General features: G+C 63.8%; 21 protein-coding genes. 13 read left to right on the top strand and 8 right to left on the bottom strand.

The genetic code is table 11. The features are described from left to right. The first annotated feature begins 32 nt into the window (after positions 1-32). The 5 genes from HGI46_RS11445 to HGI46_RS11425 all read left to right on the top strand — a co-directional run bounded on the left by HGI46_RS11445 (position 33) and on the right by HGI46_RS11425 (position 6,685). Entirely contained in the window at positions 33-1,142 is a 1,110-nt protein-coding gene (locus HGI46_RS11445) for an efflux RND transporter periplasmic adaptor subunit (protein ID WP_168904279.1), read from the top strand. Beyond that, the gene (locus HGI46_RS11440) at positions 1,142-4,249 is read left to right on the top strand and encodes a CusA/CzcA family heavy metal efflux RND transporter (RefSeq protein ID WP_168904278.1); all 3,108 of its coding nucleotides are present in this window, start codon (positions 1,142-1,144) and stop codon (positions 4,247-4,249) included. The genes HGI46_RS11445 and HGI46_RS11440 overlap by 1 nt, the downstream gene beginning before the upstream one ends. Beyond that, a complete protein-coding gene (locus tag HGI46_RS11435) occupies positions 4,246-5,508 on the top strand; it encodes a TolC family protein (protein WP_118075275.1) in 1,263 nt (420 codons plus the stop codon). Before HGI46_RS11440 ends, HGI46_RS11435 begins: the two co-directional genes overlap by 4 nt. A 170-nt stretch (positions 5,509-5,678) precedes the next feature. Next, positions 5,679-6,197 (top strand): Lrp/AsnC family transcriptional regulator, encoded by a 519-nt coding sequence (locus HGI46_RS11430; RefSeq protein ID WP_240344976.1) that lies wholly within the window; start codon positions 5,679-5,681, stop codon positions 6,195-6,197. Beyond that, a complete protein-coding gene (locus HGI46_RS11425) occupies positions 6,197-6,685 on the top strand; it encodes an Lrp/AsnC family transcriptional regulator (RefSeq protein WP_039335926.1) in 489 nt (162 codons plus the stop codon). Before HGI46_RS11430 ends, HGI46_RS11425 begins: the two co-directional genes overlap by 1 nt. Positions 6,686-6,783: 98 nt before the next feature. Here HGI46_RS11425 and HGI46_RS11420 read toward each other — a convergent pair whose 3' ends face one another. Next, positions 6,784-8,409: an AMP-binding protein gene (locus tag HGI46_RS11420; RefSeq protein WP_168904277.1), complete on the bottom strand. Its 1,626-nt coding sequence runs from the start codon at positions 8,407-8,409 to the stop codon at positions 6,784-6,786. Positions 8,410-8,555: 146 nt separating this feature from the next. On the opposite strand from HGI46_RS11420, the gene HGI46_RS11415 reads away from it, so the two are divergent. Genes HGI46_RS11415 through HGI46_RS11405 form a run of 3 tightly spaced genes read left to right on the top strand, consistent with a single transcriptional unit; the run spans position 8,556 to position 10,883 of the window. Then, on the top strand, positions 8,556-9,734 hold the full coding sequence (locus HGI46_RS11415) for an SRPBCC family protein (RefSeq protein WP_168904276.1): 1,179 nt from the start codon (positions 8,556-8,558) through the stop codon (positions 9,732-9,734). 13 nt (positions 9,735-9,747) lie between these two features. Beyond that, positions 9,748-10,539, top strand: coding sequence for a TIM barrel protein (locus HGI46_RS11410; protein WP_168904275.1), 792 nt, complete (start codon positions 9,748-9,750; stop codon positions 10,537-10,539). Then, entirely contained in the window at positions 10,536-10,883 is a 348-nt protein-coding gene (locus HGI46_RS11405) for an EthD domain-containing protein (RefSeq protein ID WP_168904274.1), read from the top strand. The genes HGI46_RS11410 and HGI46_RS11405 overlap by 4 nt, the downstream gene beginning before the upstream one ends. On the opposite strand, the gene HGI46_RS11400 is transcribed toward HGI46_RS11405, so the two are convergent. Genes HGI46_RS11400 through HGI46_RS11380 form a run of 5 tightly spaced genes read right to left on the bottom strand, consistent with a single transcriptional unit; the run spans position 10,884 to position 13,913 of the window. After that, a complete protein-coding gene (locus tag HGI46_RS11400) occupies positions 10,884-11,801 on the bottom strand; it encodes an NAD(P)/FAD-dependent oxidoreductase (RefSeq protein ID WP_168904273.1) in 918 nt (305 codons plus the stop codon). It lies immediately after the preceding gene. Between the two features lie 46 nt (positions 11,802-11,847). Further along, a complete protein-coding gene (locus HGI46_RS11395; RefSeq protein WP_168904272.1) occupies positions 11,848-12,282 on the bottom strand; it encodes a nuclear transport factor 2 family protein in 435 nt (144 codons plus the stop codon). 11 nt (positions 12,283-12,293) lie between these two features. Continuing rightward, positions 12,294-12,980: an SDR family oxidoreductase gene (locus HGI46_RS11390; RefSeq protein ID WP_168904271.1), complete on the bottom strand. Its 687-nt coding sequence runs from the start codon at positions 12,978-12,980 to the stop codon at positions 12,294-12,296. Between the two features lie 59 nt (positions 12,981-13,039). Then, positions 13,040-13,714: a TetR/AcrR family transcriptional regulator gene (locus HGI46_RS11385; RefSeq protein ID WP_168904270.1), complete on the bottom strand. Its 675-nt coding sequence runs from the start codon at positions 13,712-13,714 to the stop codon at positions 13,040-13,042. A 13-nt stretch (positions 13,715-13,727) separates the two neighbouring features. Next, positions 13,728-13,913, bottom strand: coding sequence for a hypothetical protein (locus tag HGI46_RS11380; protein ID WP_162896271.1), 186 nt, complete (start codon positions 13,911-13,913; stop codon positions 13,728-13,730). On the opposite strand from HGI46_RS11380, the gene HGI46_RS11375 reads away from it, so the two are divergent. The 3 genes from HGI46_RS11375 (at position 13,912) to HGI46_RS11365 (ending at position 18,344) form a co-directional block, all read left to right on the top strand. Then, positions 13,912-16,203, top strand: a complete 2,292-nt coding sequence (locus HGI46_RS11375) for a TonB-dependent receptor (RefSeq protein WP_168904269.1) — start codon at positions 13,912-13,914, stop codon at positions 16,201-16,203. The genes HGI46_RS11380 and HGI46_RS11375 overlap by 2 nt on opposite strands. A gap of 86 nt (positions 16,204-16,289) precedes the next feature. Next, entirely contained in the window at positions 16,290-17,042 is a 753-nt protein-coding gene (locus tag HGI46_RS11370) for an SDR family oxidoreductase (RefSeq protein ID WP_206065686.1), read from the top strand. A gap of 186 nt (positions 17,043-17,228) precedes the next feature. Next, complete coding sequence (locus HGI46_RS11365; protein ID WP_168904268.1) at positions 17,229-18,344, top strand: endo-1,4-beta-xylanase; 1,116 nt, start codon at positions 17,229-17,231, stop codon at positions 18,342-18,344. A gap of 51 nt (positions 18,345-18,395) precedes the next feature. On the opposite strand, the gene HGI46_RS11360 is transcribed toward HGI46_RS11365, so the two are convergent. Then, a complete protein-coding gene (locus HGI46_RS11360; RefSeq protein ID WP_168904267.1) occupies positions 18,396-20,198 on the bottom strand; it encodes an IlvD/Edd family dehydratase in 1,803 nt (600 codons plus the stop codon). 41 nt (positions 20,199-20,239) lie between these two features. Then, positions 20,240-21,370 (bottom strand): aldose epimerase family protein, encoded by a 1,131-nt coding sequence (locus HGI46_RS11355; protein WP_168904457.1) that lies wholly within the window; start codon positions 21,368-21,370, stop codon positions 20,240-20,242. A 214-nt stretch (positions 21,371-21,584) separates the two neighbouring features. Between HGI46_RS11355 and HGI46_RS11350 the strand changes: the two genes are divergently transcribed. Together HGI46_RS11350 and HGI46_RS11345 are read left to right on the top strand one after the other, a co-directional pair. Next, positions 21,585-22,841, top strand: coding sequence for a sugar MFS transporter (locus HGI46_RS11350; protein WP_240946713.1), 1,257 nt, complete (start codon positions 21,585-21,587; stop codon positions 22,839-22,841). 90 nt (positions 22,842-22,931) lie between these two features. Beyond that, positions 22,932-24,458, top strand: coding sequence for an aldehyde dehydrogenase (NADP(+)) (locus HGI46_RS11345; protein WP_168904265.1), 1,527 nt, complete (start codon positions 22,932-22,934; stop codon positions 24,456-24,458). Positions 24,459-24,474: the final 16 nt, after the last annotated feature.

Raw genomic sequence — 24,474 nt, 5'->3', positions numbered from 1 at the left:
GCCAGGAACTTGCGTTCAGGAAAGGCATTGCAATGAATACCCGCAATCTGGTTGTGGGCGGCACCTTGGCCGTCCTCGCGGCTGCTGCAGGCGGTTACGCGCTTTTGGGCAAGGACACCGCACCGGCGCCTCAAGCCGAGCAGGCTTCCGAGTCCGCAACGCCGATGGAATTGACCGACGCCCAGTTCGCCCGGCTCGGCATCAAGACGGCAGCCGCGCGCCTCAGTGGCGAAGTGCCGCTGGGTGCGGTTCCTGGCGTCGTCACGCTTCCCCCCGAAAGCCGCGTGGCCGTGACCGCGGCCCTGCCCGGCGCGATCCGCCAGGTCTTCGTGATCGAGGGGCAGGAAGTGCGCCGCGGACAGCCGCTGGCAACCATGGTCAGCCGCGATGCGATGGAACTGGGCGGGTCGCGCAGCCGCGCTTCGTCGCGCATATCGCTGGCCAAGGCCAATCTCGCCCGCACCGAAGCCCTCTTCAAGGAAGGCGTGATTGCCGGCGCGCGCGTGCAGGAAGCGCGCGCTGAACTGGCGCAGGCGCAATCCGAAGCTGGTGAAGCGTCGCGTATCCTGGCAGCCTCGGGTGCCAGCGGCAGCGGCATTGTCACCCTGCGCGCACCAATCTCGGGCCGCGTTTCCAAGGTGGCGGTGCAGACCGGTGGGCCGGTCGATGGCATGACCGCGCCTTTCGTGATCGACGCGGCAAATGCCTACCAGCTCGATCTGCAATTGCCCGAAAGGCTTGCAGGGAATGTTCGCCCCGGCATGACAGTATCGCTGCCCGGAGCCGCCATGGGCCGCATTCTTTCGGTCGGCTCGAGCATCGATCCCGCAACGCGCAGCGTGGTTGCCAAGGCGACCATTGGCAGCGCGCAAGGCCTCATTGCCGGCAAGTCGGTCATGGTCACGATTGGCGCGGGCGGCAGCGGTGAAGTGGTGAGCGTTCCTTCCACTGCCGTCACCCGCATCGCCGAAAAGGACGTCGTCTTCGTTCGCACCGGCAATCGCTTCCAGCAGCGCGAGGTTCGCCTCGGTGGCAGCGGCAATGGCGAAAGCGCAATCCTTTCTGGCCTGAAGCCCGGCGAAGTGGTGGCGACCAGCGCGATCCCCGAACTCAAGATGCTGCTGGGCGGCGGGGGTGAGTGATGCTGAGACGCCTTGTTGAATGGTCGCTGGGGGCGCGGCTTGCCGTGCTTGGCCTGGCGCTGGCGCTGGCGATTTTCGGAGGCTGGTCATTCCAGAACCTGCCGATCGACGCTTTCCCCGATATCTCGACCACGCAGGTCAAGATCATCATGAAGGCCCCCGGCATGACGCCGGAGGAAGTCGAAAGCCGCGTCATCACCCCGATCGAGATGGAGATGCTGGGCATCCCCGATCAGGAGATCCTGCGTTCGGCCGCCAAGTACGGCATCGCCGACATCACGATCGACTTTTCCGACAGCGCCGACATCTACTGGGCGCGCACCCAGGTCACCGAACGCCTCAACAACGTCATGGCGGACCTGCCATCGTCAGTGGAAGGCGGCCTCGCGCCGATCTCCACTCCGCTGTCCGATGTCTACATGTTCACTATCGAAGGTCCGCAATCGCTGGCCGAAAAGCGCCGCGTGCTCGATTGGGTCATCCGCCCAGCCCTGCGCACGGTGCCGGGCGTGGCTGACGTGAACTCGCTCGGCGGCCATGCCGAGACGTTCGAGGTCCGGCCCGATCCCGGAGCCATGGCCGCAGCGGGCCTCACCTATCACGATCTCCAGACCGCAATCGAAAGCGGCAACCGCAATGATGGCGCCGGCAGGCTGGCCAATGGCGAAAGCACGCTGATCGTGCGCTCGGTAGGGGCCATCCAGACTGCCGATGACTTGCGCGCCATCGTCATCCGCAGCGCAGCCGGCAGCGTCCTGCGCCTTGGCGACGTGGCAGCAGTGACCACAGGCAGCCTGACCCGTTACGGGGCCGTGACCAAGAACGGCACCGGCGAAGCCGTGCAGGGCCTGGTCATCGCCCTGCGCGGCGCCGATGCCAGCAAGGTCGTCGAAAACGTCAAGACGCGCATGACGGAAATCGAGAGCGGCCTGCCCAAGGGCATGAAGATCGACGTATTCTACGATCGCTCCGAACTGGTCGGCCATGCCGTTTCGACGGTGGAGAAGGCCCTGATCGAAGCCAGCGTGCTCGTCGTCATCCTGCTTTTCCTGTTTCTCGGCAACGTGCGTGCCTCGCTGATCGTGGCCGCGGCCCTGCCCATGGCGACGCTGATCACGTTTATCCTCATGCGCTGGCTGGGCATGTCGGCCAACCTCATGAGCCTCGGCGGCCTGGCCATTGCCATCGGCATGCTCGTCGATGGCGCGGTGGTCGTGGTTGAGAACGTGGTCGACCGCTTCGCCCATCCGCACCACGGCTCCACCGGAAAGCTTCATCAGGTGCTGGTGGCAACCAGCGAAGTGGCAACCCCGGTTGCCTCGGGCATGGCGATCATCGCCCTCGTCTTCCTTCCGCTGCTGACGCTGCAGGGGCTGGAAGGCAAGCTGTTCGGCCCGGTGGCGATGACCATCGTTCTGGCGCTGGCCGGCGCGCTGGTACTGTCGCTCACGCTGATTCCGGTTTTGGCCTACTTTGGCCTGAAACAGGAGGCCGGTCACGACGACCCCTGGCTGATGCGTCAGTTGAGTCCGCGATATCACTCGGCCCTGCAATGGGCTTTTGACAATCGGACGCGCGTCTATGCCATGGCCGGTGGGTCGCTGCTGGCAGCGGCGGTTGCCTATGGCTTCACCGGCAAGACCTTCATGCCCACCATGGACGAAGGCGCCGTGCTGATGCAGCTCGAAAAGCAGCCGAGCATCGGGCTGGACCACACTATCGCCGGAGACCTCAAGGCACAGAAGCTGATCATGTCCAAGGTGCCGGAGGTGCAGGACATCATCGCCCGTGTCGGTGCCGACGAGCTTGGCCTTGACCCGATGTCGCTCAACGATACCGATACCTTCATGCGCCTGAAGCCGCGCGCGGAATGGCGCGAGCAGGACAAGGAGTGGCTGATCGAGCAGATCCGCCTCGCCATGGAAGAGATGCCCGGCATCGAGGCCTCTTTCACCCAGCCCATCGAAATGCGCGTTTCGGAAATGCTTACCGGCGTGCGCGGCGATCTGGCGCTCAAGATCTTCGGACCGGACCTTGCAACGCTCGGTCAGATTGCCGCCAAGGCACAGGACCGGCTGCGCAAGATCCAGGGCGTGACCGAGGTCAAGACCTTGGCGGACGACAAGGTCGATTACCTCCAGATCGATATTGACCGTCTGGCCGCGGGCCGTGCCGGAATGCCGGTTGCCGAACTGCAGGACGTGCTGCGCGCCCAGCTTGAAGGCACTGACGCCGGCGTGGTTGCCGAAAGCCATCGGCGCGTTCCGATCGTGATCAAGGGTGATCCCGCCAACGCGGCCAGCCTCGATGTCTTCGCCAACCAGCTGATCCGCAGTCCGGACGGCATGCTGCTGCGTGTAGGTGACGTGGCGCGGGTCCATCAGGTCGAAGGCCCGGTGAAGCTCGACCACGAGAACGGATCGCGCTTTGCGGTGGTGCAGGCTTTCGTTTCCGGACGCGACCTTGTCGGTTTCGTCGAAGAAGCCAAGGCCGACATCGCCGCCAACGTCCAGCTGCCGCCGGGCTATCGCCTGGAATGGGGCGGTCAGTTCGAGAACCAGCAGCGCGCCTCGGCCCGGCTCGGCGTGGTTCTGCCGATTGCCTTGCTGCTGATTTTCGGCGTGCTGTTCTGGACGCTGCGGTCGGTCAGGGCCTCGCTGCTGATCATCGCGATGATTCCCTTCGCAGTCGTCGGCGGGATCGTGACGCTGGCAGTGTCGGGCGAGTATCTTTCGGTTCCGGCCTCGGTCGGGTTCATCGCCCTGCTCGGCATCGCCGTGCTCAACGGCCTCGTCATGGTCACCTATTTCCGCCAGCTGCGCGAACAGGGCCTGACCCTGCAGCATGCCGTCCGACAGGGGGCCGAGCGTCGCCTGCGCCCGGTGCTGATGACCGCCGCGATAACTGCCTTCGGCCTCGTTCCGCTGCTGTTTGCCAGTGGTCCCGGCTCGGAGATCCAGCGACCGCTGGCCATCGTCGTGATCGGCGGGCTCGTCACCTCGACGCTGCTCACCCTGTTCCTCCTGCCGATGCTCTATGAGCGGTTCGGCGAAAATTCCGCCGAGCGCACCGCGCTTGATGGCGGAATGGAAGGCGCTTCAGCATGAAGTACAGTCTTGTTCTTGCATGGCCGCTGCTGATGGCGGCCCCGCTCCTTGCCCAGACCAGCGACCAATCCCTCACCGGTCTTTCCGATACGGCTGTGGTGGAGGCGATAGAGTCCCATCCCCGCTCTCGCGCCGCCGATGCCAAGGTCGAGGCAGCGCGACAGGAGGCTAACGCGCTGCGTGCCACCCAGAATGAGTTCACGCTGTCAGGCGATGTCAGCCGGCGCACCATCGAGGATGAAGGGCGCTACGCAGAATACACCGTTTCGCTGGAACGTCCGATCCGTCTTCCCGGCAAGTCTGCGCTGGATCGCAAGGCCGGCGTTCTGGGTGTCCGCGTCGCCGAATTGCGCGCCGAAGACGCCCGGCATCAACTGGCGCTGCAACTGAACGAGCTGTGGTGGGATTGGGTAGCTGCAGCGGCCGAGGCAACGACCCTGGCCCAGACGCAACAGACGCTGGAGCGCGCCTATCGGGCGGTGGACAGCCAGGTGCGCGTGCAGGATGCGGCGCAAGTGGATGCCGACCGTGCAATGGCCGAAGCGGCCATGAACCGCGCCGGATTGGACGCGGCGCTTTCCGGGGCAGGCATTGCGCGCGAAAGGCTGGCCGCCCAGTTCCCACAACTGGCCTTGCCCGCGCAAGCCCCGCCCTTGACTCAACCCGGCCAGCCACCTGCAGAACTCGCCCGCCTGCGTGAGGCGGTCATGACCTGCAATCACGAACTCCCGGCGGCACTGGCCGAATCCGAGCGCCTCGCCGCCCTGGCCGAGCGCAGCAGTCGCAACCGCATCGCCGATCCGACAATCGGCGCGCAGTTCTTCAGCGAGCGCGGCGGACTGGAACGCGGCGCCGGGATCGTGTTCTCGATGCCGATCGGCGGTCGCTATCGCGCGGCGCTGTCCGATCAGGCCGCAGCCGAGGCGCAAGTCGCTGCTGCCGAAGCTGCCAGCGCTCGTTTCGACGTGATGGAGATGGCCACGACAGACTACTCGGCGGCGTTGGGAACAGTGCAGGCATGGAAGGCAACAGCGGCGGCTGCGGCCAGCAGCAGGCGCGCCGCCGATCGGCTCGAGGCCGGAAATCGCCTCGGTCACGTCGATCTTGCGGATCTGCTTCTTGCCGAACGTCAGGCAAAGGACGCGGCGCTCGCCGAAACCCGGGCTCGGGCCGCTGCGCTACGGGCCGAGACGAAATTGCGTATCGATGCCCATCAACTCTGGCTCGATTGCAGCCACGAACAAAACGGACTGCAATGATGCAGTAGCTTTCAGATTCCCGTTGCGCCGCCTCGGTTTGCATCGATCCGAAGGCGGGCAGCGGGCTGAGAGCCTACGGAAAAGTGCGTTAACCGAGCGCTTGACCAGCAATTTCAGGTTGACGGTCGTCGTGTTGCTGCGCAAACCGCGATGTCTGCCGTCACGGCACCATGGCACGGGGACCGATGAGCCAGATCTTCAGTTTCGACGCAACCGACCAGGCAATCATCCGCGAATTGCGGGGCAACGGGCGGGCCAACAACCAGCAAATTGCCGAAGTCCTCGGACTTACAGCGACGACGGTTTCAACCCGCATCCGCCGCATGGAAGATGCCAACCAGTTGCGCGTCGTCGCCGTGTCGGACTTCTCCGCCCACGGCTTCAACGTCCTGCTGCGCATCTCGGTGGAGGTTGACGGCCGCCCGGCTTCCGAAGTTGCGCAGGAGCTCGGCGCCCTGCCCGAAGTGGTCGCGGCGCACATGGTGACGGGTCGCTACGATATCGACATGCTTGTCGCCCTGCACGATTTCGATGATCTCTCGGAATTCCTGCTCGACAAGCTTTCAACCGTGCGCGGAATCCGCACGCTGACGCCACACATCGTGGTCGACATCATCAAGTACCAGTTCGACGTCGCGCCGATCGAGGGCCGCCCCGGTGACAGCCGCGGCAATGGAGGGAACGCCTGATGGCCGCGGTTCAGCTAGACGCACTTGATCGCCAGCTGGTCGACATGCTGGCGCTCGACGCGCGCATTTCCAACCGCAAGATCGCGGCAGAGCTGGGCGTAACCGAAGGCACCGTGCGCGGGCGCATCAAGCGGTTGCAGCAGGACGGCCTGATCGCCTTTACCGCGATCACCGGGTTCGAGATGGGCAAGCTCGCCCGGCTCGCTTTCATCAACGTCCAGGCCGATGTAGACCGCGTCCGCGAAGTGGCGCAGATCATTGCCGAGGTACCCGGCGTCAATGCCGTGCTGATCACCATGGGCCAGTTCAACATTACGGCGATGAGCCTGATCGACGAGCTGGACGAACTGGTTGAACTGGCGTCCGACAAGATCCTGTCCATCGATGGCGTCCACCACGTCGAAACCTCGATCGCGGTCAAGACGGTCAAGTACAACGCCCGCATGGCCAAGATCACCAAGCCGGAAGTGGTCCCCGACGACGATTGAGATCCGCAGCACTCACGGTATTAAGAACCAATTTGGCGATTGTTTCCCCGGGGAAACACGCTGATGTGGTTCCTTGATGTAGGTGAGAAGCTGGTCGATCAGCCTTCCGTCATGGCTGCTCGCACCATCGCCCGCAGCATGTCCTTGCGCACCTTGCCACTGGCGGTACGCGGAAAGTCGCTGACGAACTCGAACCGCTCGGGAATTTTCTGGCGGGCAAGGCCCGACGCGGAAACGTGCGCCACCAGATCCCCGGTCTCGGCTGCACCTGAAAGGATGACATAAGCGCAGACGCCTTCGCCAAGGCGATCATGCGGCATGGCAACGATGGCCGCTTCCTTCACCGCAGGGTGCGTGTGCAGCACGTCCTCGATTTCCTTGGCCGAGATGTTCTCGCCACCGCGAATGATGAGGTCCTTCTTGCGACCCGTGATCGTGACTGCGCCAGAATCGTCCAGCACGCCAAGGTCGCCGGTGCGGAAGAAGCCGTCCGGCGTGATCGCCTCGGTGGTCTGCGCCGCGTCGACGTATCCCATCATCATGCCGGGACCGCGCGCCAGGATTTCACCCTCTGTGCCCCTCGGCAACTCGCGATCCTCGTGGTCGACGATGCGGACCTCGTAGTCCACCACCTCGCCGTCCGTTGTCGCGGCAAGATGCTCATCCTGCGGCCAACCGAATGTCACCAGCGGCACTTCGGATGCACCGAACACGCGGAACGCCCGGCAGTTCTCGAAGGCCGCATTGGCCGCCGGGATAAGGTCTGCCGGCACAGCCGCGCCACCGCATGCGAAGAAGCGGAAGCTCGGCAAGCCCGTGCCCGCAGCCCGTGCGGCCGCCGCCAATTCCACCAGAAACGGCGTTGCCGCCACCGTGCCGACAAGATCATGCTGCTCGATCAGCGCCAGCGCCTCGGCAGCGTTCCAGGCCTCCATCAGAACGGAGCGAATGCCGCAGATGAACGGCGCTTCGAGCCCGTTGGCATAACCTGACACATGCGTGACCGGCGAGGGCATGAGCGTCGCCTCACCTGCAGCCATGCCCCAATGGCGGCCGCTCGTCGCCACGATATGCGCCAGCGTGCAGTGGCTATGCAGCACGCCCTTGGGCCTCCCGGTGGTCCCTGATGTATAGAGCACCATCTTCACGCCCAGCGGGTCGACTTCAGGGGCAGCGAACGGCACGCCGCGTCCGGCAGTTACCAAAGCCGCAAAATCGTCAGGTCCATCGCCTCGTACCGTGAAGACATGCGCAAGATCGGGGAGCGACTGCTGGCAGCGCCGCGCCATTGCCGCATAGTCCACCTTGCGCCACACATCCGGCACGAAGATGGCCTTGGCCCTGCAATCGCCTAGCATCATCGTCACTTCGGCATCGCGGTAAATCGGCACGATCGGATTGACGACAAAGCCCGAAAGCGCTGCGGCCAGATTGATTGCGGCAGCTTCGCGCCAGTTGGGCACCTGGAATGCAATCACGTCTCCGCTGCGCAAGCCGCGACCGTGGAGCGAGGCCGAAAGTGCCTCGGCCTCGGCCAGCACCTGTGCGTACGTGTACTGCCCTTCCCCATCGATGAAGCACACGAAGTCCGGCGTTGCCGCGGCACGCTCACGCGCGAGGTCTGCCAGCGTCTTGCGCTGCCAGATGCCCGATGCGGCATAGGCCTGCTGGTGTGGGGCGGGAATCGGCAGCCAGTCCCAGGGTTTTGCAGTGTTCTCGTTCATGCCGTGCTTGTTCCAAGCGCCCGAGTGCTTCAGCAATTGGCGAAAAGGTGAGTAACCTAGCCCCTGTCACAGCTTTCGCACCGCACCCGCGCACGGCATGGTCAGCAGCAACACTGGCCACAAGGCCACGGAGAGGCAATACCCAGATGGACCGTATCGAACGCATCGGACAAGTCGCTGAAATCATGCGCGACTATGTCGAGAACAAGAAGACCTTTCTCACCGACACGACCAAGCGCGTGCCGGTGCGCAGCTATACCGATCCCGACCAATGGAAGGCCGAGATGGAGCTGATCTTCAAGCGCGTTCCGCTGATGCTTGCCTTCACCGCCGAATTGCCCAATCCCGGTGATTACAAGGCGATGGACGCCGTCGGCATGCCGGTGCTGATCAATCGCGACAAGACCGGCAAGGTCCGCGCCTTCCTCAATGTCTGCTCGCACCGCGGCGCGCCCGTTGCCAACGAGGGCCACGGCAATTGCCCGCGCTTTACCTGCAAGTACCATGGCTGGACCTTCGGCCAGGACGGCAAGCTGATCGGCATTTCCGAAGCAAGCAAGTTCGGCGAGGTCCACAAGTCCGAACTCGGCCTGCGTGAACTGCCAGCCCAGGAAAAGGCTGGCATGATTTTCGTGGTGCTCACGCCCAATGCCCCGATCGATGTCGATGCCTTCTACCGCGGTTTCCTCGAGGATTTCGAAGCGCTCGACTTCGGCAACTGGACCTACATGGGCAGCCGCGTGATCGAAGGCGCGAACTGGAAGATAGCCTATGACGGCTATCTCGAAGGCTATCACTTCGCCTCGCTCCACCCCGAGACGATCTTCCCGCGCACGCCGTCGAACTGCATGCACTATGAAGGCTTCGGCCCGCACCAGCGCATCGGCTTCCCCCACCACAAGATCGCCGAGGCGCTGAAGGACGTGCCCCGCGAGCAGTGGGGTACGCAGGAGAACAACGGCTTCGATTTCGTCCGCATCATGTTCCCCAACGTATCGGCCTTCATCGCCCCGGAAATCACGCAGGTTGCCCAGCTCTTCCCCGGGCCGACGCCCGGCGAGAACCGCACCGTGCTCAACTACTTGCGCCGCGAGCCCATCCGCGACGAGGAAGACCGCGCGAACGTGGAGGCGGCGATGAACTTCTTCCGCGACGTGACCTACACCGAGGACTACCTGATCGGACTCGAAATCCAGAAGGGCCTCGAAACGGGCGCGCACGACGAGTTGGTGTTCGGCCGCAACGAACGCGGCAACCAGTACTTCCACGAATGGCTGGACTGGTACCTGCAGGACGATCCGGACCTCCCCGAACCGCAGATGTGATCGGCGGTTGGCGATGAACCCGATCTCGCTTGCTTCGGGCGTCGTCCCGGAATTCGGACCGGTTGAAACCATCGAAGCCGCCCGCGCCGGCGGTTTCGACATGGTCGGCCTTTGGGTCGATCCGGCAGTTTGGACACCGGCACACACGCGCGACGCGCGGGCGGCGCTGGCCGCAACGGGCCTGCCGCTGCTCGATGTCGAGGTGATCTGGCTCAAGCCGGATTCCGCAATGGACGATCATCGCAAGGTGATCGATGTCGGCGCCGATCTTGGTGCGCGGAACGTGCTCTGCGTCTCGTCCGACCCGGACCACGCTCGGACCGCCGCGCGCCTGTACGATCTGTGCCACCATGCCGAGGGCTCTGGCATGCGCGTTGCGCTGGAGTTCGGCATCTTTACCGAGGTCAAGGATTTGCAGGCCGCGCTCGGCATTCTTGACCGGATCGACCACCCACTCAAGGCCCTGCTGATCGACCCGATCCACGTTGACCGCTCGGGCTCCTCTATTGCGGAAATCGCCAAGCTCGATCCCGCCCTGCTGCCCTACGCGCAGTTCTGCGATGCCCCCGCCGAGCGGCCCGATCCTGCTGACTTCAATGCCGTCATCCGCGATGCGATCGACCTGCGCGAACAGTGTGGTGAAGGCGCGCTGCCGCTGGCCGCGCTGTATCAGGCCCTGCCGTCGGGCATTCCGCTCGCCATCGAGCTGCGTTCCGAGACGCTGCGCGACGCATTCCCGCACCCGGCCCTGCGCGCCGCTGCCGTGGCCGGGGCCACCCGCCGCTGGTTGCAAGCCCACCCATGACAGTCACCGTCCTCACTCTGCTCAAGCGCCGTGACGGCATGAGCAAGGCGGATTTCATCGCCTATTACGAAAGCCGCCACCGCCTGATCGGTGAAAAGGTGCTGCAGGGCTGGGCAACGCGCTACCAGCGCAACCATCTTCACCCGCTCGACGGCACGGACGTGCTCCACGATTTCGACGTCGTGCTGGAGATCGACTTTCCCGACCAGCAGACCTGCGATGCCTGCTTTGCGGCGATGGCCGATCCGGAAACAATGGCCGAGATCGTGGCCGACGAGGAACGCCTGTTCGACCGTGCCCGCATGCGCACCTATCGAGTAGAGCGCCAAGTTTCGCGCCTCTGATCAGCGCAAAAATGGAGCCTGTGACGCCAGGTCATTGCGGATAGCGGTTGCCGCGACAGCCGCCTGCCCCATCGCGTGGCTGATCTGATCCAGCCCGCGCGTCACATCCCCTGCGGCATAGAGCCCCGCCACGCTGGTGCGTTGGTGCGCGTCGATCTCTATGCAGCCTTCTTCGGTTGCCTTGGCGCCAAGGTCGAGCGCCAGACCGGAACGGATCAGCGAACCGAGTGCGGGGTAGACGGTATCGAACGCAAGGTCTCCCGCTGGCGTCGGCACAAGAATTGTATCGCCGGCAATGCGCAGGGGCTCGCACGGCCCGTCCAGAAGCTTGACCCCGGTATTTGCCAGGCGCTCCCGCTGCCCATCCTCCATGCCATGCTTTCCGTCAGGCGCGATGAGCGTGACATCGGCTGAGAAGCCGCGCAGGAACAAGGCTTCGTTATGGCCATGCTCCCCTGTACCCAGCACGCCGATGCGCTGGTCGCTGGCCTCGTAGCCGTCGCACACCGGGCAGTAGCGCAACAGCCCGCGCTGCAACGCCATGTCGTGGACCTCGGGCGCCATCGGCGGACGGTTGTTCACCACGCCCGTTGCCAAGAGGATTGACCGGGACCGCCACCGACGGTCCCCGGCCCTGGCCAGGAAATCTTCGCCCTCCCGCGTTACCTGTTCGACGAGCGCCTCATCGACGGACACCCCGAACTCCGCCGCTTGCTGGCGCATCAGGGCAAGCAGCGCCGTGCCCGCAATGCCGCCAGGGTAGCCCGCGTGATTGTGCGTGCGAGGGATGAGTGCGGCGCGGCTGTGGCCGGCATCGACCAACGCCACGCGCAAGTGAAAGCGGGCGAGATAGATCGCGGCAGTAAGGCCCGCAGGCCCCGCGCCGACGATCAGGCAATCAAGATGTGGCGTGTCCATCCCCGCCCAAACCCGTCAGGGCCGGGCGGTTCCGGAAAAGCGTCAATCAGTCGGCAAAGACCGTGCGATAGGACCGGCGTGTAAACTTCCAGGTCCCATCGATCCGTTTCAGCTCGTCGTCATAGCGCCCGGTTGCATGGACCCGCTTGCCCGAAGCCGGGTCGTCGAAGATCTCGATGGTATAGGCCACGGCCCGTGCCACATCGCCATCCACCTCGATCGAACCGGGCTGCATGAAATAGACCATCGGCTTCGTGCAGTTGTCGAGGCCGTAGTGCTTCATCGATTCCGTCCAGCCGGCAACTATTGCCGCCTTGCCGGAAAATCCGCCGAGATCAGGATACTCCGGCAGTTCCCAATAGGCATCCTCGGCCCAGATCGATCCCCACAGTTCAGCATTGAGCGTCATCACCCCGTGGGCATGGGTATCCATCAACTCGCGGATCGCCATGCGATCTTCGAGCGGTCCTGTAAAAGGCATGGGCCTGCTCCTTACCAGGGGTGGGTTTCGCCATTCCACTTGAGGAAATCCCCAGAACGCTCGAGCGTCCATTCGCGGGCGAGCTTGCGGATGCCCTCGGCGCTCTCGACCGGGGTGATGTCTGCGGCTTCGCCGCCCATGTCGGTCTGCACCCAGCCCGGATGGACGAGGCCGACGATCACGCCGCGATCCTTGAGATCGATGGCGACCGACCGCATCAGGCGGTTAAGCCCTGCCTTGGCCGCGACATAGGAATAGTAGCCGCCATAGGGCCAGGTGGAGGCGGCGAGCTGGCTCGAGAAGTTGATGACCTTCGAACCCGCGCCCAGACGGGGGAGAAAGGCCTGAAGCACGCGCAGCGGACCCTGGACCATGATGCGGAACACATCATCCCATTCTGCCCAGTCGGCGCTTTCCAGCTCAGCCGGAACCGGACCGCTCACGCCAGCGACATTGTAAAGTACGTCGACCGCCTCGCCTGCGGTTTCGGCGGCTCCTGCCTTGACCGAGGCGTCGTCTGCCACGTCTAGGCGATGGATGGTCAGGCGACCGTCGGCGGTTGCCGCCAGATCGGCCAGTTCCCGCGCATTTTCGGGGTTCCGCACAAGGGCGATCACCCGGTCCCCGGCGTCGACATGCTGGCGCACCAGTTCCAGCCCAATACCGCGACCTGCACCGGTTATTGCAACGGTCGTCATCCTAATTCTCCCACTTCAGTATGCTCTCAAAGGAATCCGGCACTTCTGCCGGGTTCGAATCAGGTCAGCGGATCATAGAGGCCGCGGATGCTGGCGATCGTCAGCTTCAGCACCTTCTCGATCCGTTCAGGCCCCATCACCGTGCGATGCAGCAGCAGGCCGGAATGGACGGCAATCGCAAAGTCGCTGCCGAGCTTCATCGCTTCCCACTGATCCTTCCACTGCGGGAAGGATTCGATCATTTCAGCGATCCAGACTTCGTCATACCGCCGTGCCGCGGGCGCAAAGGCCGCATTGAGTTCTGCATCGGTGCGAGCGGCGACGGCCAGTTCGAGGTAGGCAGCGTATTCCCGGGTCTGCACACTGCGCCAGTGCGCTTCAGTAGCAAGGTCGATCAGCAGCGCATCGCGACTTTGCGCCATGGCGCCGATATAATCATCAAGAAACAGGCGCATGCGCTGATAGAAGACGTGTTCGACCACTGCCGCCACGAGGTCCATGCGCGTCGCGAAATGGTGGTGCATGGCCCCGCGCGATACTTGGGCGCGTTCTGCCACCTGAGCGGTGGTCAGTCCCTGATAGCCCCCCTCGACGAGGCAATCGACCGCCGCTTCGAGCATCTTCAGTCGCGTCTGCGCCGACTTGCGCTGTTGCCAGCGCACCGGCTCCTGCTCGCCCAGCAAGGTCGGTCGCATCGCGGCAAGCATGCGCTTCTGCATCGTGGAGCCAGCCATCGTCATTGTCCTGTCATGCCCGCGTTTGCTGCGCAAGACCGCCTGACAAAACGGCCAGTTTAATCAGGCATGCGGCACAGCGCATAAAACCGGCAGACGCGCCGGTTATATCGAATCGCGCTGTCACAAGCGGCGACACGGCCATGCCGGCGCCTTTGGGAGGGATCGAGATCATGAGAACAAGGAACAGGCCTTTCATGACGAGCAGCCTTGCGGCGCTCGCCATCGCCATGCTGCCATCCGCCGTCGAGGCGCAGGACGCGCAAGCGCCTCAGGCGCAAGCCGAAGAAGCCCCGACAGGAGGCCTCGGCGAAATCGTCGTGACCGCGCAGAAGAAGGCCGAGAGCATCCAGTCGGTGCCGATCTCGATCGCCGCAGTCGGCAGTGAGACGCTCGCCGCCTACAACGTCACGACGCTGCAGGCGCTGCAGGGCTCGGTCCCGAACGTCCAGATCGACAACTTCGCCAATACCCCCAACAACGCGGTGTTCACCATCCGCGGCATCGGCGTGATCGAGCCCGATCCCTATGCCGGCAACACCGTGTCAATCGTGGTCGATGGCGTGCCGCAGTTCTTCTCGATGGGCGCGCTGCTCGATACTTATGACACCAACCGCGTCGAGATCCTGCGCGGGCCGCAGGGCACGCTGTTCGGCGCGAACACTACCGGCGGCGTCGTCAACGTGGTGACCAACCAGCCCACCGGCGAGTTCGGCGGCAATGTCCGCGGCACCTACGGCAACTGGAACCGCTTCGACATCAACGCGTCGGTCGAGGCGCCGCTGGCAAAGGATCTGGTCAGCATCAAGGTCGCCGGCATCCACACCCAGCGCGATGGCTGGACGACCAACGTGTGGAACGGCGAGGACATGGGTCGCAAGAACGTCGACGCCGTGCGCGGCCAGCTTTACATCACGCCCAGCCCGGACCTGCGCATCACCCTCCAGGGTGAATATGTGGAAGCGCGCAATGGTGCGCCCATCGTGGTCAACGGCGGCCTCCCCGGCGAGGCGAACTATGTGCCCGAAGGCACGTTCTGGAACGGTGCCAAGCTGCCGATGTATCGCAGCCCTTGCGCCGTGCCCAACCAGCCGTGCAAGGCGCCGGACAAGTACTTCTCGGGCAACAACGAAGTGCCCGACCAGTCGGACATGACGACGAAGTTCTTCATCGGCACGATCCAGTATGACAACACGCCGCTGGGCGACATCACCTCGATCACCGGCTACAAGCGCTTTACCCTGTTCGAATATACCGACCAGGACGGCACCGCGAAGACCAACAACGCCACACGCCGCCGCACCCGTGGCTGGCAGTTCAGCCAGGAGCTGCGCAGCGCATTCTCGGCCGGAGACAGCTTCAACGCGGTAGCCGGTCTGTTCTACCTAAAGACCGACTACAACCACTACCAGATGTACCATCTGGATTTCGCACTGCCGGGCCTGATCCAGTACAACGTGCAGGACCAGTCGACCGAGTCCTTCTCGGCGTTCCTCCAGACCTACACACAGCTTTCCGATGCGCTGAAGCTCTCGGCAGGCATCCGCTACACCCACGACAGCATCAACGCGCGCGCCACGCTCGATACCGGTCTTGGCAGTGAGGCGCTCACCTCGCCCAACTGGGACAAGTTCGACGTGACTTTCCCCGGCAGCCTCGACGTTGGCGGAAAGAAGAGCTGGAACAATGTCGGCTGGAAGATCGGTCTTGATTACGAAGTCGGCCAGAACCAGCTGATCTATGCGAGCTGGGCGCGCGGCTTTAAGTCGGGCGGCTATACCGGCCGCATCGGCGTGGCAGCTGACGGTGACACACCCTACAACCCGGAAAAGGTTGATACCTTCGAAGTAGGCTTGAAGGCGGACTTCCTCGACCGTCGGCTGCGCACCAACTTTGCCGCATTCTACACCAACTACCGCGACATGCAGGTTGCGCAGATCTACTTCGATCCGGCCACCAACGTGCAGGGCAATCGCATCCTCAATGCAGCCAAGTCGGAGATCAAGGGCTTCGAACTGGAAGTTCAGGCAATCCCGGTAGAGGGTTTGACCCTGCGCGGCTCGCTCGCCTATCTCGACACCAAGTACAAGAGCTTCCTGTACTTCGATCCGGTGGCGGCAAAGTTCATCGACCTCAAGGGCTATGCTCTGCAGAACGCGCCACGGTGGGCCTCGACACTGGGAGCGAACTTCACCCACGGGTTTGCCGGTGGTTCAAGCATCATGGCCGATGTCAGCTGGATGTACACCGGGCAGAAGTTCTACACCGCCGTGGTCAACACCCCGCGCTCCTCGATCCAGCCGACCTACTACGTCGACGCACTGCTGACGTATTACGGACCGGACAAGCGCTACTCGATCGGCCTGTGGGGCAAGAACCTGTTCGACAAGCGCTACATCTCCACGGTCTACGACAGCCCCGGTTACATGGGCCTCGTCGGCTACGCACCGCCCCGCCAGTTCGGCGTGACAGTCGGCTACAACTTCTGATTTCGACCTGACGGAATCCTCCCTGGCCCCGGTCGTTCCACACAAGCGACCGGGGCACTTTTTGTTTTCAGAACGAAGGACAGACAATGGCCATTGGCAAGATGGAAGGCCGCGTTGCAATCATCACCGGCGGCGCATCGGGGCTTGGTGCGGAGGACGCGCGCCTGCTCGCCCGTGAAGGCGCAAAGGTCGTCATCACCGACATGCAGGAGGATCTCGGCCGCAAGACCGCCGCCGAAATTCCGAACTGCGTATTCATGCAGCAGGACGTGCGTGACGAGGCCCGCTGGCACGAGGTTATTGCTGAAACGCTGCGCCTCTTCGGTCGGCTCGATACGCTGGTCAACAATGCCGGGCTGGTCCGCTTCGGTACGGTCGAGGATCTCCCCTACGCCGATTTTCGTCTCCAGACAGAGGTCATGCTGGGCGGCACGTTCCTGGGATGCCAGGCCGCGATCCCGCACATGAGCAAGGACGGTGCCGGCTCGATCATCAACATGGCCTCGATTGGCGGCATCAAGGGTATCAGCGCGATCCCGGCCTATGCCGGAGCCAAGGCCGGGATCATCGGCATGACGCGCTCGATCGCAGTTCACTGCCGCGAGCAGGGCTATCGCATCCGCTGCAATTCAGTCGCGCCGGGCGGCATCGTCACGCCGATGACCGCACAGGCGCTGGCCGAACTTCCCGCCGACAACGCCGGGCTGGAACAGGCAAACAACCACGGCATGGGCCAGCCGATCGATATCGCCAACATGGTGTTGTACCTCGCCTGCGACGATGGACGGCACATCACTGGTACAAACATCGTGATCGATAATGGCGAAACCATGGGCTGACGCCCATCAGGGGGCAAAACGACGGGCTGACCGAAGCAAACGGCGGGTTCAGGCATGTTTCGGCCCCGCCGCCTCGGCCGGTAGGCAGGACCTTCCCAATCTCCTTTGGTAGCGCTATCGTCTACACAACCAGGCGATAGAGTCCGGAGCAATCGGGAAAGGAAATGCGTGACAAGACCGAGCAAGATGACTCGAAGGCAGGGCCTTGGCGTGATCGCTGGCGGCGTTGCAATGCTCTCGCGCCCACTGAGCGGCATGGCCGCAACGCAGCCTTCGTCCTTGTCCGTGCTGGCTGCTCCGAAGGGGATGCGGTTCGGTTCGGCGGTAGCCGGTGGAGTTGGCGGATCGTGGAGAAATCCCGCGCTTGCCGATCTGCTCAGGCGGGAAAGCGCGATTCTGGTCGCCGAGAATGAGATGAAGTGGCAGGCGATCAGGCCCTCGCCCACTTCATTCGACTTTGCGGCGTTTGACGCGATCGCCGCCTTCGCCGCGCAGAACCAGATGAAGCTGCGCGGCCACACGCTGCTGTGGCATCGGCCGAAATGGATGCCGCGCTGGCTGGAAAGCCATGATTTCGGTCCGCGGTCCGCAACAAGCGCCGCAGCAATGATGACCAACCACGTCGAAACGGTCTGTGCGCGCTTTCAAGGTCGCATCGTATCCTACGACGTGGTCAATGAAACCGTTCTCCCCGAGGATGGATCGTTGGCCGAAACGGCGCTGTCGAAGGCCATGGGTGGCACCGAGGCACTGGTGGACCTTGCGTTCCACACGGCGCGCAAGGCTGCTCCGGGTGCCGAACTGGTCTACAACGATTACATGAGTTGGGAGCCGGGCAATGCACTCCACCGTAAGGGCGTGCTGCGATTGCTCGAAGGCTTTCGCAAACGCGGCACGCCAGTCGATGCGCTGGGCGTGCAGTCGCATTTGATCGCACCCTTGCCCGATGCCGCCCATCGCCGGGAATGGCAGCGCTTTGTCGATGACGTCGTGGCGATGGACTACAAACTTGTCATAACCGAGTTTGACGTGCGCGACCGGGACCTGCCGGTCGACATCTCCAGCCGGGACCGCACAGTGGCCGACACGACCAAGGCCTATTTCGAGATGATGCTCGATTACCCACAGCTGAAGGACGTGCTGGCCTGGGGGCTGGTCGACGCCTATTCGTGGCTCCAGGGCTACGAGCCACGTGCGGACAAGGCCGAAGCGCGCGGGTGTCTTTACGATTCCGCGTTCAAGCCGAAGCCGGTGCATGCCGCATTGGCGCTGGCATTTGCCGAAGCCAGGCCGAGAACCTGAGTGCGCCGCTGGCGAGGGGGTTTGCCCCTCGCCGCATTGCTCCCGACATCGTCAATGGTTGTCGCGCGGCAGGCCCATCGTCTGGGCAATCCGCTGGTACTTCTCTGCACCTTCAAGAATGGCGCCGTGGGAGAGCTGGCCGACGCGGTCACGCTGGATTTCCTGCCACGGCGTCTGCGAGGCCGGGTAGGCGTAACCACCCGCTGCTTCGAGCGCGGCACGACGAGATGACAGTTCCTCTTCGGGCACGAGCATGTTGGCAGTTCCCTTGCGCAGATCGATGCGCACGCGGTCACCGGTCTTGAGAATGGCAAGGCCACCCATGGCCGCCGCTTCCGGGCTGGCGTTCAGGATCGACGGGCTGCCGCTAGTGCCCGATTGGCGCCCATCGCCGATGCAGGGCAGCGCGGTCACGCCTTCGGTGATGAGGTGGGACGGCGCGCGCATGTTGACGACTTCCGCCGCGCCCGGATAGCCGATCGGCCCGGCGCCGCGCATGAACAGCAGCGTTTCAGGCGTAATGCCCGTTGCCGGATCGTCGATGCGGGCATGGTAGTCCTCGGGGCCATCGAATACCACCGCCGGGCCTTCAAACGCATCGGGATCGTCCGGGTTCGACAGATAGCGCGCCCGGAATTCGTCGCTGATCACGCTGGTCTTCATGATCGCCGAATCGAACAGGTTGCCCGACAGCACGAGGAAGCCTGCATCCTTGACCAATGGCTGGCCGAAGGGGCGGATCACCTTCTCGTCCTCGATCACGGCGTCACGGCAGTTCTCGCCCATGGTCTTGCCATTCACCGTCATCGCGCTTTCGGCGATCAGGCCCTGCGCGATCAACTGACCCACCACTGCCGGAACACCGCCGGCGCGATAATAGTCCTCGCCCAGGTACTCGCCCGCCGGCTGCAGGTTCACCAGCAACGGCACCTTGTGGCCAAGGCGCTGCCAATCCGTCAGCGGCAGATCGACGCCGATGTGACGGGCGATGGCTGCAAGGTGGATTGGTGCGTTGGTCGATCCACCGATCGCCGAATTGACGACGATGGCGTTGTGGAACGCGTCAAGCGTCATGATGTCGGAAGGCTTGAGGTCTTCGTGCACCATGTCGACGATGCGCTTGCCGGTGCGCCATGCGCACTCCTGCCGGTCACGAAACGGAGCAGGAATGGCGGCCGATCCCGGAAGCATCATGCCCAGCGCCTCGGCAAGGCTGTTCATTGTCGTCGCCGTGCCCATGGTGTTGCAATAGCCGGTCGACGGCGCGGAACTGGCGACGAGCTTGATGAAGCCTTCCTCGTCCAGCTCGCCCTTGGCCATCAGCTCGCGGCCCTTCCACACGATCGTGCCCGAACCGGTGCGCTCACCCTTGAACCAACCGTTAAGCATTGGGCCGACCGACAGCGCGATTGCCGGGATGTTGACCGTGGCCGCCGCCATGAGCAGCGCCGGGGTGGTCTTGTCACAACCGGTGGTCAGCACCACGCCGTCGATCGGATAGCCGTACAACGCCTCGACAAGGCCGATGTAGGCAAGGTTGCGGTCAAGCCCGGCCGTCGGGCGCTTGCCAGTCTCCTGGATGGGGTGCACCGGAATTTCCAACGCGATCCCGCCCGCCTCGCGAATGCCTTCGCGCACGCGCTCGGCCAGCACGATGTGGTGGCGGTTGCACGGCGAAAGATCGCTGCCGGTCTGCGCAATGCCGATGATCGGCTTGCCCGACCGCAGTTCCTCCAGGCTCAACCCGAAGTTGAGATAGCGCTCAAGGTAGAGCGAGGTCATGTCGATGTTGTCGGGATTGTCGAACCACGCGCGCGAGCGGAGCTTCGGGGCCTTGGGAGAGGAGTCGGTCATTGCGGCTTTCGGCTATTCGAGTGAAGTTCAGCGCGGGAAAATCAGCGGGGGCGGGGCGCGACGCTGACGCGGTAGATCATCTGGTGGCGATAGGGCTTGCCCGGTTCGACACGCGTGGAAGCGAACTTTGGCTGGTTCGGCGCATCGGGAAATTTCTGCGGCTCGAGCGCGATCCCGTCACCCATGCGATAGACGTGGCCACCTTTGCCCCGCACGGTCCCATCGAGGAAATTGCCGGTGTAGAACTGGACGCCGGGTTCGGTCGTCAGCACTTCGAGCACGCGGCCTGAAGCCGGGTCTTCCAGCCTTGCGGCAAGTTGCGGTGTTGCCGTCACGCCCTTGTCGAGCGCAAAGTTGTGGTCATAGCCGCGGCCGATGGCGATCTGTTCATCGCGACCATTGCGCAGGCCATTGGCGATGCGCTTGGGCCGACTGAAATCGAACACCGTGCCCGCCACCTTGCGCAGCTCTCCCGTGGGGATCAGCGTGGCATCGACCGGGGTATAGGCCGACGCCGGGATCATCAGCCGGTTGCCCATCGCGCCCATAGGCGCACCTTCGCCAGCCATGTTGAACAGGGCATGGTTCGTCATGTTGACGATCGTCGGCTTGTCGGTCGTCGCTTCGAACGTGATGCCAAGGTTGCCGCGCTCGTCCAGCGTGTAAGTCACCCTGGTATCGAGCTTGCCCGGATAACCTTCCTCGCCATCGGCGCTGACGTAGGACAATACCACGCTCGCCACCGGGCCTGACTTGACCGAGACGACCTTCCAGTTACGCTTGTCGAAGCCCTTGACGCCGCCGTGCAGCGAATTGCCGAGGTTGTTCTGGGCAAGCTGATAGGCCTTGCCGTCGAGCGTGAAGCGGCCCTTGGCGATGCGGTTGGCATAGCGGCCGACAGTCACGCCGAAGAAGTTTGGCTTCGCCTCATAGGTCTGCACATCATCATAGCCAAGCAGGATGTCGGCGACCTTGCCATCGCGTGAAGGCGCCATCAGCGACTGCAGCGTGGCGCCGTAGGTCAGCACGCGGGCAGAAACGCCGTTGGCAGCCTTCAGCGTGATCGCAAATGCTTCGGTGCCGTCGGCGAGCTTTCCTGCGCTTTCCTGTTTCGCTTCTGCCGCGCTGACCGACTGGGCCGGCAGGGCAACCGGTACTGCCAGCGCCAGCATCAGCAGGGTGCCGTTATTCGGCTTGCCCGCAATCCTCATCCTCAGGGTCCTTTCGGAAACATGCACTGCCTTGCGCCCATTGACGCGGTGTGCTCGCCGATATAGTCCGACAAATAGAAATTGCGCAAGACGGTAAGCGTACCGCATCGCGCAACGGACAAGAGAGAGGAAGCGCAAGTCCATGCCGCCAGTGCCTTCATCCCAGGCAAACTCCATGACAGAGGGCGATTCCGGCGTGCGTTACGGGCCCGCGCTGACCCTGCTGGCCAGCCTGTTCTTCATGTGGGGGTTCATCACGGTCATCAACAACACACTGCTGCCGCACCTGCGCAGTGTGTTCGACTTGAACTATACGCAGACAACATTGATCGAATCAGTGTGGTTCATCGCCTACTTCGTGGCCTCGATCCCTTCGGCCAAGCTGATCGAGAAGATCGGTTACCAGAAGTCGCTGGTGATCGGGCTGCTCGTCATGGCGGCGGGCGCGCTTGGCATGATGCTGGCGGCCTCCATCCCGTCCTACGGGGTGACCCTCGCCATGCTGTTCGTGATCGCGAGCGGAATCACCCTGCTGCAGGTGGCAGCCAACCCTTACGTCGCCGTCGTCGGCAAGCCGGAAACGGCGTCTTCGCGCCTAAACCTGGTGCAGGCGATGAACTCGGCGGGCACGATGCTCGCGCCGATGTTCGGCGCCTACCTTATCCTCGGTCGCTCCAAGGGCGGCACCGCCACCTCCGACGTCGTGCTGACCCATGCCGAGCGCCTTGCCGATGCGCAATCGGTGATCCTGCCCTATGGCCTCGTCGCGGTTGTTCTCGTCGTTCTTGCCATTGTAATCGCCCGCTTTCCGCTGCCTGCGATGGGCAGCGCGACGCAGCGCCTCGCGCCTGAGGAGCGAGCCAAGCTTTCGCTGTGGAAGCACCGCAATCTCGTTTTCGGCATCCCGGCAATCTTTATCTACCTGATCGCCGAGATCGGCGTGGCGAACCTCTTCGTGAACTTCGTCAGCCAGCCAGATATCGCCAACCTGACGCATGAGAAGGCCGGCCAGTACCTCACCTTCCTGTGGGGCGGGATGATGGTCGGGCGCTTCCTCGGTTCGGCGATCATGCAGAAGGTCGACGCAGGCCTTGTGCTTGCCGCCTTCTCGGTTGGTGCCTTCGTCGTCATGCTCGTCACTGTGTTCACCACCGGCCCTGCCGCGATGTGGGCTTTGATCCTTGTCGGCCTGTTCCACTCGATCATGTTCCCGACGATCTTCACGCTCGGCATCAAGGGCCTCGGCCCCCTGACCGAGGAAGGCTCGGGCCTGCTGATCATGGCCATCGCCGGTGGCGCTCTGGTCGTCGTGCAGGGCTGGCTCGCCGATGCCTACGGCCTGCAGACCTCGTTCCTGCTGACGGCAGCGTGCGAATTGTATGTCCTGTTCTACGCGCTGTGGGGTTCCAAAACCACCGCCGAGACTGCCTGACGCATAGCTATGAGCCCTCTCTGGCCGGAACGCACGTGGTTGCCTTCCGGTCATTCAGATAATATGTCAGACTAAATCAGGAGATTTTTGATGACAGAATTCCGCTCCGTGGTCGCCGCCACGGGTGAGCCGATCGGCCCTGCCTTTGCCGTCCACGGCCCCGCCGAAGTCGATGCCGCCTGCGCCGCCGCCGCCGCCGCATTTGACACATACCGCGCCACCAGTCGCGAAGAGCGCGCCGCGTTCCTCGAAGCGATAGCATCGGAGATTCTCGCAATTGGCGACGATCTGATCGAAGCGGCCATGAGCGAATCCGGCCTCCCCCGTGCGCGCCTCGAAGGCGAACGCGGCCGCACGGTGGGCCAGTTGCGCCTTTTTGCCGACGTCGTCCGCAAGGGCGCGTGGCAGCAGTTGCGCATCGATCCGGCCATGCCCGATCGCCAGCCCCTGCCCCGGCCCGACATTCGCCTGCGCATGATCCCGGTCGGCCCTGTTGCCGTATTCGGCGCATCGAACTTCCCGCTCGCTTTCTCTACCGCCGGAGGTGATACCGCCTCGGCGCTCGCCGCAGGCTGCCCGGTCGTGGTCAAGGGCCACCCTGCCCATCCGCGCACCGGCGAGCTTGTGGCCGCTGCCATCGCTCGCGCGGTTGCTGCCTGTGGCCTGCCAGCTGGTGTGTTCGGCCATCTCGTCGGCCCGTCGAACGAACTTGGCGCGGCACTGGTGCAGGACCCGCGCATTGCCGCGGTCGGCTTTACCGGATCGCGCAGCGGGGGCCTTGCGCTCGTCCGCCTCGCCCAGGGTCGTGACGTGCCGATCCCGGTCTATGCCGAAATGTCGAGCATCAATCCTGTCCTGCTTCTGCCTGAAGCGCTGAAGGCACGTGGCTCGGAGCTCGGCACGGCATTCGTGGGCTCGCTGACAATGGGTGCGGGCCAGTTCTGCACCAATCCCGGCCTTGTGCTTGCCATCGCAGGCGGAGGCCTCGAAGACTTTATCGCCGCTGCCACCGAAGCCGTCAGCAGCGCGACCGCGCAGACCATGCTGACCGGCGGCATTTGCAAGGCCTATCAGTCGGGCGTTGCGGCGCTCGAATCCGCGCCCGACGTTGAAAAGCTGGCCGAAGGCGTTGCCGGCGATGCGATGCAGGGCCACGCCGCGCTGTTCCGCACCACCGCGCAGGCGTTCCTTGCCGACAAGGCTCTGGGCCACGAAGTATTCGGCGCGTCGTCGGTGGTGGTGGTGTGCAAGGACGAGGCGGAACTCGCCACAGTCCTTGCAGGGCTTGAGGGCCAACTTACGGCCACCCTGCACATGGACGCCGCCGACGAAGCTCTCGCCGCGCGGTTGCTGCCCGTGCTCGAACTGAAGGCCGGGCGCATCCTCGCCAATGGCTGGCCCACCGGCGTCGAGGTATGTCATGCCATGGTCCATGGCGGCCCCTTCCCGGCGACCTCCGACCCGCGCACGACCTCGGTCGGAAGCCTCGCGATCGACCGCTTCCTGCGCCCGGTCAGCTATCAGAACCTGGCCGCCGATCTGTTGCCGCCCGAACTGCGTGATGATGCGCGTGGCGACGGTGCGCCGCGCCTTATCGACGGCACGCTGACGCTCTGAGCGACTGACAGGAGAC

Origin of the sequence: Novosphingobium sp. ERW19, from assembly GCF_012641315.1 — a bacterium.
In the GTDB taxonomy this organism is placed as follows: Bacteria; Pseudomonadota; Alphaproteobacteria; order Sphingomonadales; family Sphingomonadaceae; genus Novosphingobium.
The sequence above is the reverse complement of the archived record's forward strand: the minus strand, read 5'-3'. Positions and strand labels throughout refer to the sequence as shown.

Bases quoted from the DNA above. Each gene is read 5' to 3' on its own strand.
- HGI46_RS11445 (WP_168904279.1), top strand. From the start codon at position 33: ATGAATACCCGCAATCTGGTTGTGGGCGGCACCTTGGCCGTCCTCGCG.
- HGI46_RS11440 (WP_168904278.1), top strand. From the start codon at position 1,142: ATGCTGAGACGCCTTGTTGAATGGTCGCTGGGGGCGCGGCTTGCCGTG.
- HGI46_RS11435 (WP_118075275.1), top strand. From the start codon at position 4,246: ATGAAGTACAGTCTTGTTCTTGCATGGCCGCTGCTGATGGCGGCCCCG.
- HGI46_RS11430 (WP_240344976.1), top strand. From the start codon at position 5,679: ATGGCACGGGGACCGATGAGCCAGATCTTCAGTTTCGACGCAACCGAC.
- HGI46_RS11425 (WP_039335926.1), top strand. From the start codon at position 6,197: ATGGCCGCGGTTCAGCTAGACGCACTTGATCGCCAGCTGGTCGACATG.
- HGI46_RS11420 (WP_168904277.1), bottom strand. From the start codon at position 8,409: ATGAACGAGAACACTGCAAAACCCTGGGACTGGCTGCCGATTCCCGCC.
- HGI46_RS11415 (WP_168904276.1), top strand. From the start codon at position 8,556: ATGGACCGTATCGAACGCATCGGACAAGTCGCTGAAATCATGCGCGAC.
- HGI46_RS11410 (WP_168904275.1), top strand. From the start codon at position 9,748: ATGAACCCGATCTCGCTTGCTTCGGGCGTCGTCCCGGAATTCGGACCG.
- HGI46_RS11405 (WP_168904274.1), top strand. From the start codon at position 10,536: ATGACAGTCACCGTCCTCACTCTGCTCAAGCGCCGTGACGGCATGAGC.
- HGI46_RS11400 (WP_168904273.1), bottom strand. From the start codon at position 11,801: ATGGACACGCCACATCTTGATTGCCTGATCGTCGGCGCGGGGCCTGCG.
- HGI46_RS11395 (WP_168904272.1), bottom strand. From the start codon at position 12,282: ATGCCTTTTACAGGACCGCTCGAAGATCGCATGGCGATCCGCGAGTTG.
- HGI46_RS11390 (WP_168904271.1), bottom strand. From the start codon at position 12,980: ATGACGACCGTTGCAATAACCGGTGCAGGTCGCGGTATTGGGCTGGAA.
- HGI46_RS11385 (WP_168904270.1), bottom strand. From the start codon at position 13,714: ATGGCTGGCTCCACGATGCAGAAGCGCATGCTTGCCGCGATGCGACCG.
- HGI46_RS11375 (WP_168904269.1), top strand. From the start codon at position 13,912: ATGACGAGCAGCCTTGCGGCGCTCGCCATCGCCATGCTGCCATCCGCC.
- HGI46_RS11380 (WP_162896271.1), bottom strand. From the start codon at position 13,913: ATGAAAGGCCTGTTCCTTGTTCTCATGATCTCGATCCCTCCCAAAGGC.
- HGI46_RS11370 (WP_206065686.1), top strand. From the start codon at position 16,290: ATGGCCATTGGCAAGATGGAAGGCCGCGTTGCAATCATCACCGGCGGC.
- HGI46_RS11365 (WP_168904268.1), top strand. From the start codon at position 17,229: ATGACTCGAAGGCAGGGCCTTGGCGTGATCGCTGGCGGCGTTGCAATG.
- HGI46_RS11360 (WP_168904267.1), bottom strand. From the start codon at position 20,198: ATGACCGACTCCTCTCCCAAGGCCCCGAAGCTCCGCTCGCGCGCGTGG.
- HGI46_RS11355 (WP_168904457.1), bottom strand. From the start codon at position 21,370: ATGCTGGCGCTGGCAGTACCGGTTGCCCTGCCGGCCCAGTCGGTCAGC.
- HGI46_RS11350 (WP_240946713.1), top strand. From the start codon at position 21,585: ATGACAGAGGGCGATTCCGGCGTGCGTTACGGGCCCGCGCTGACCCTG.
- HGI46_RS11345 (WP_168904265.1), top strand. From the start codon at position 22,932: ATGACAGAATTCCGCTCCGTGGTCGCCGCCACGGGTGAGCCGATCGGC.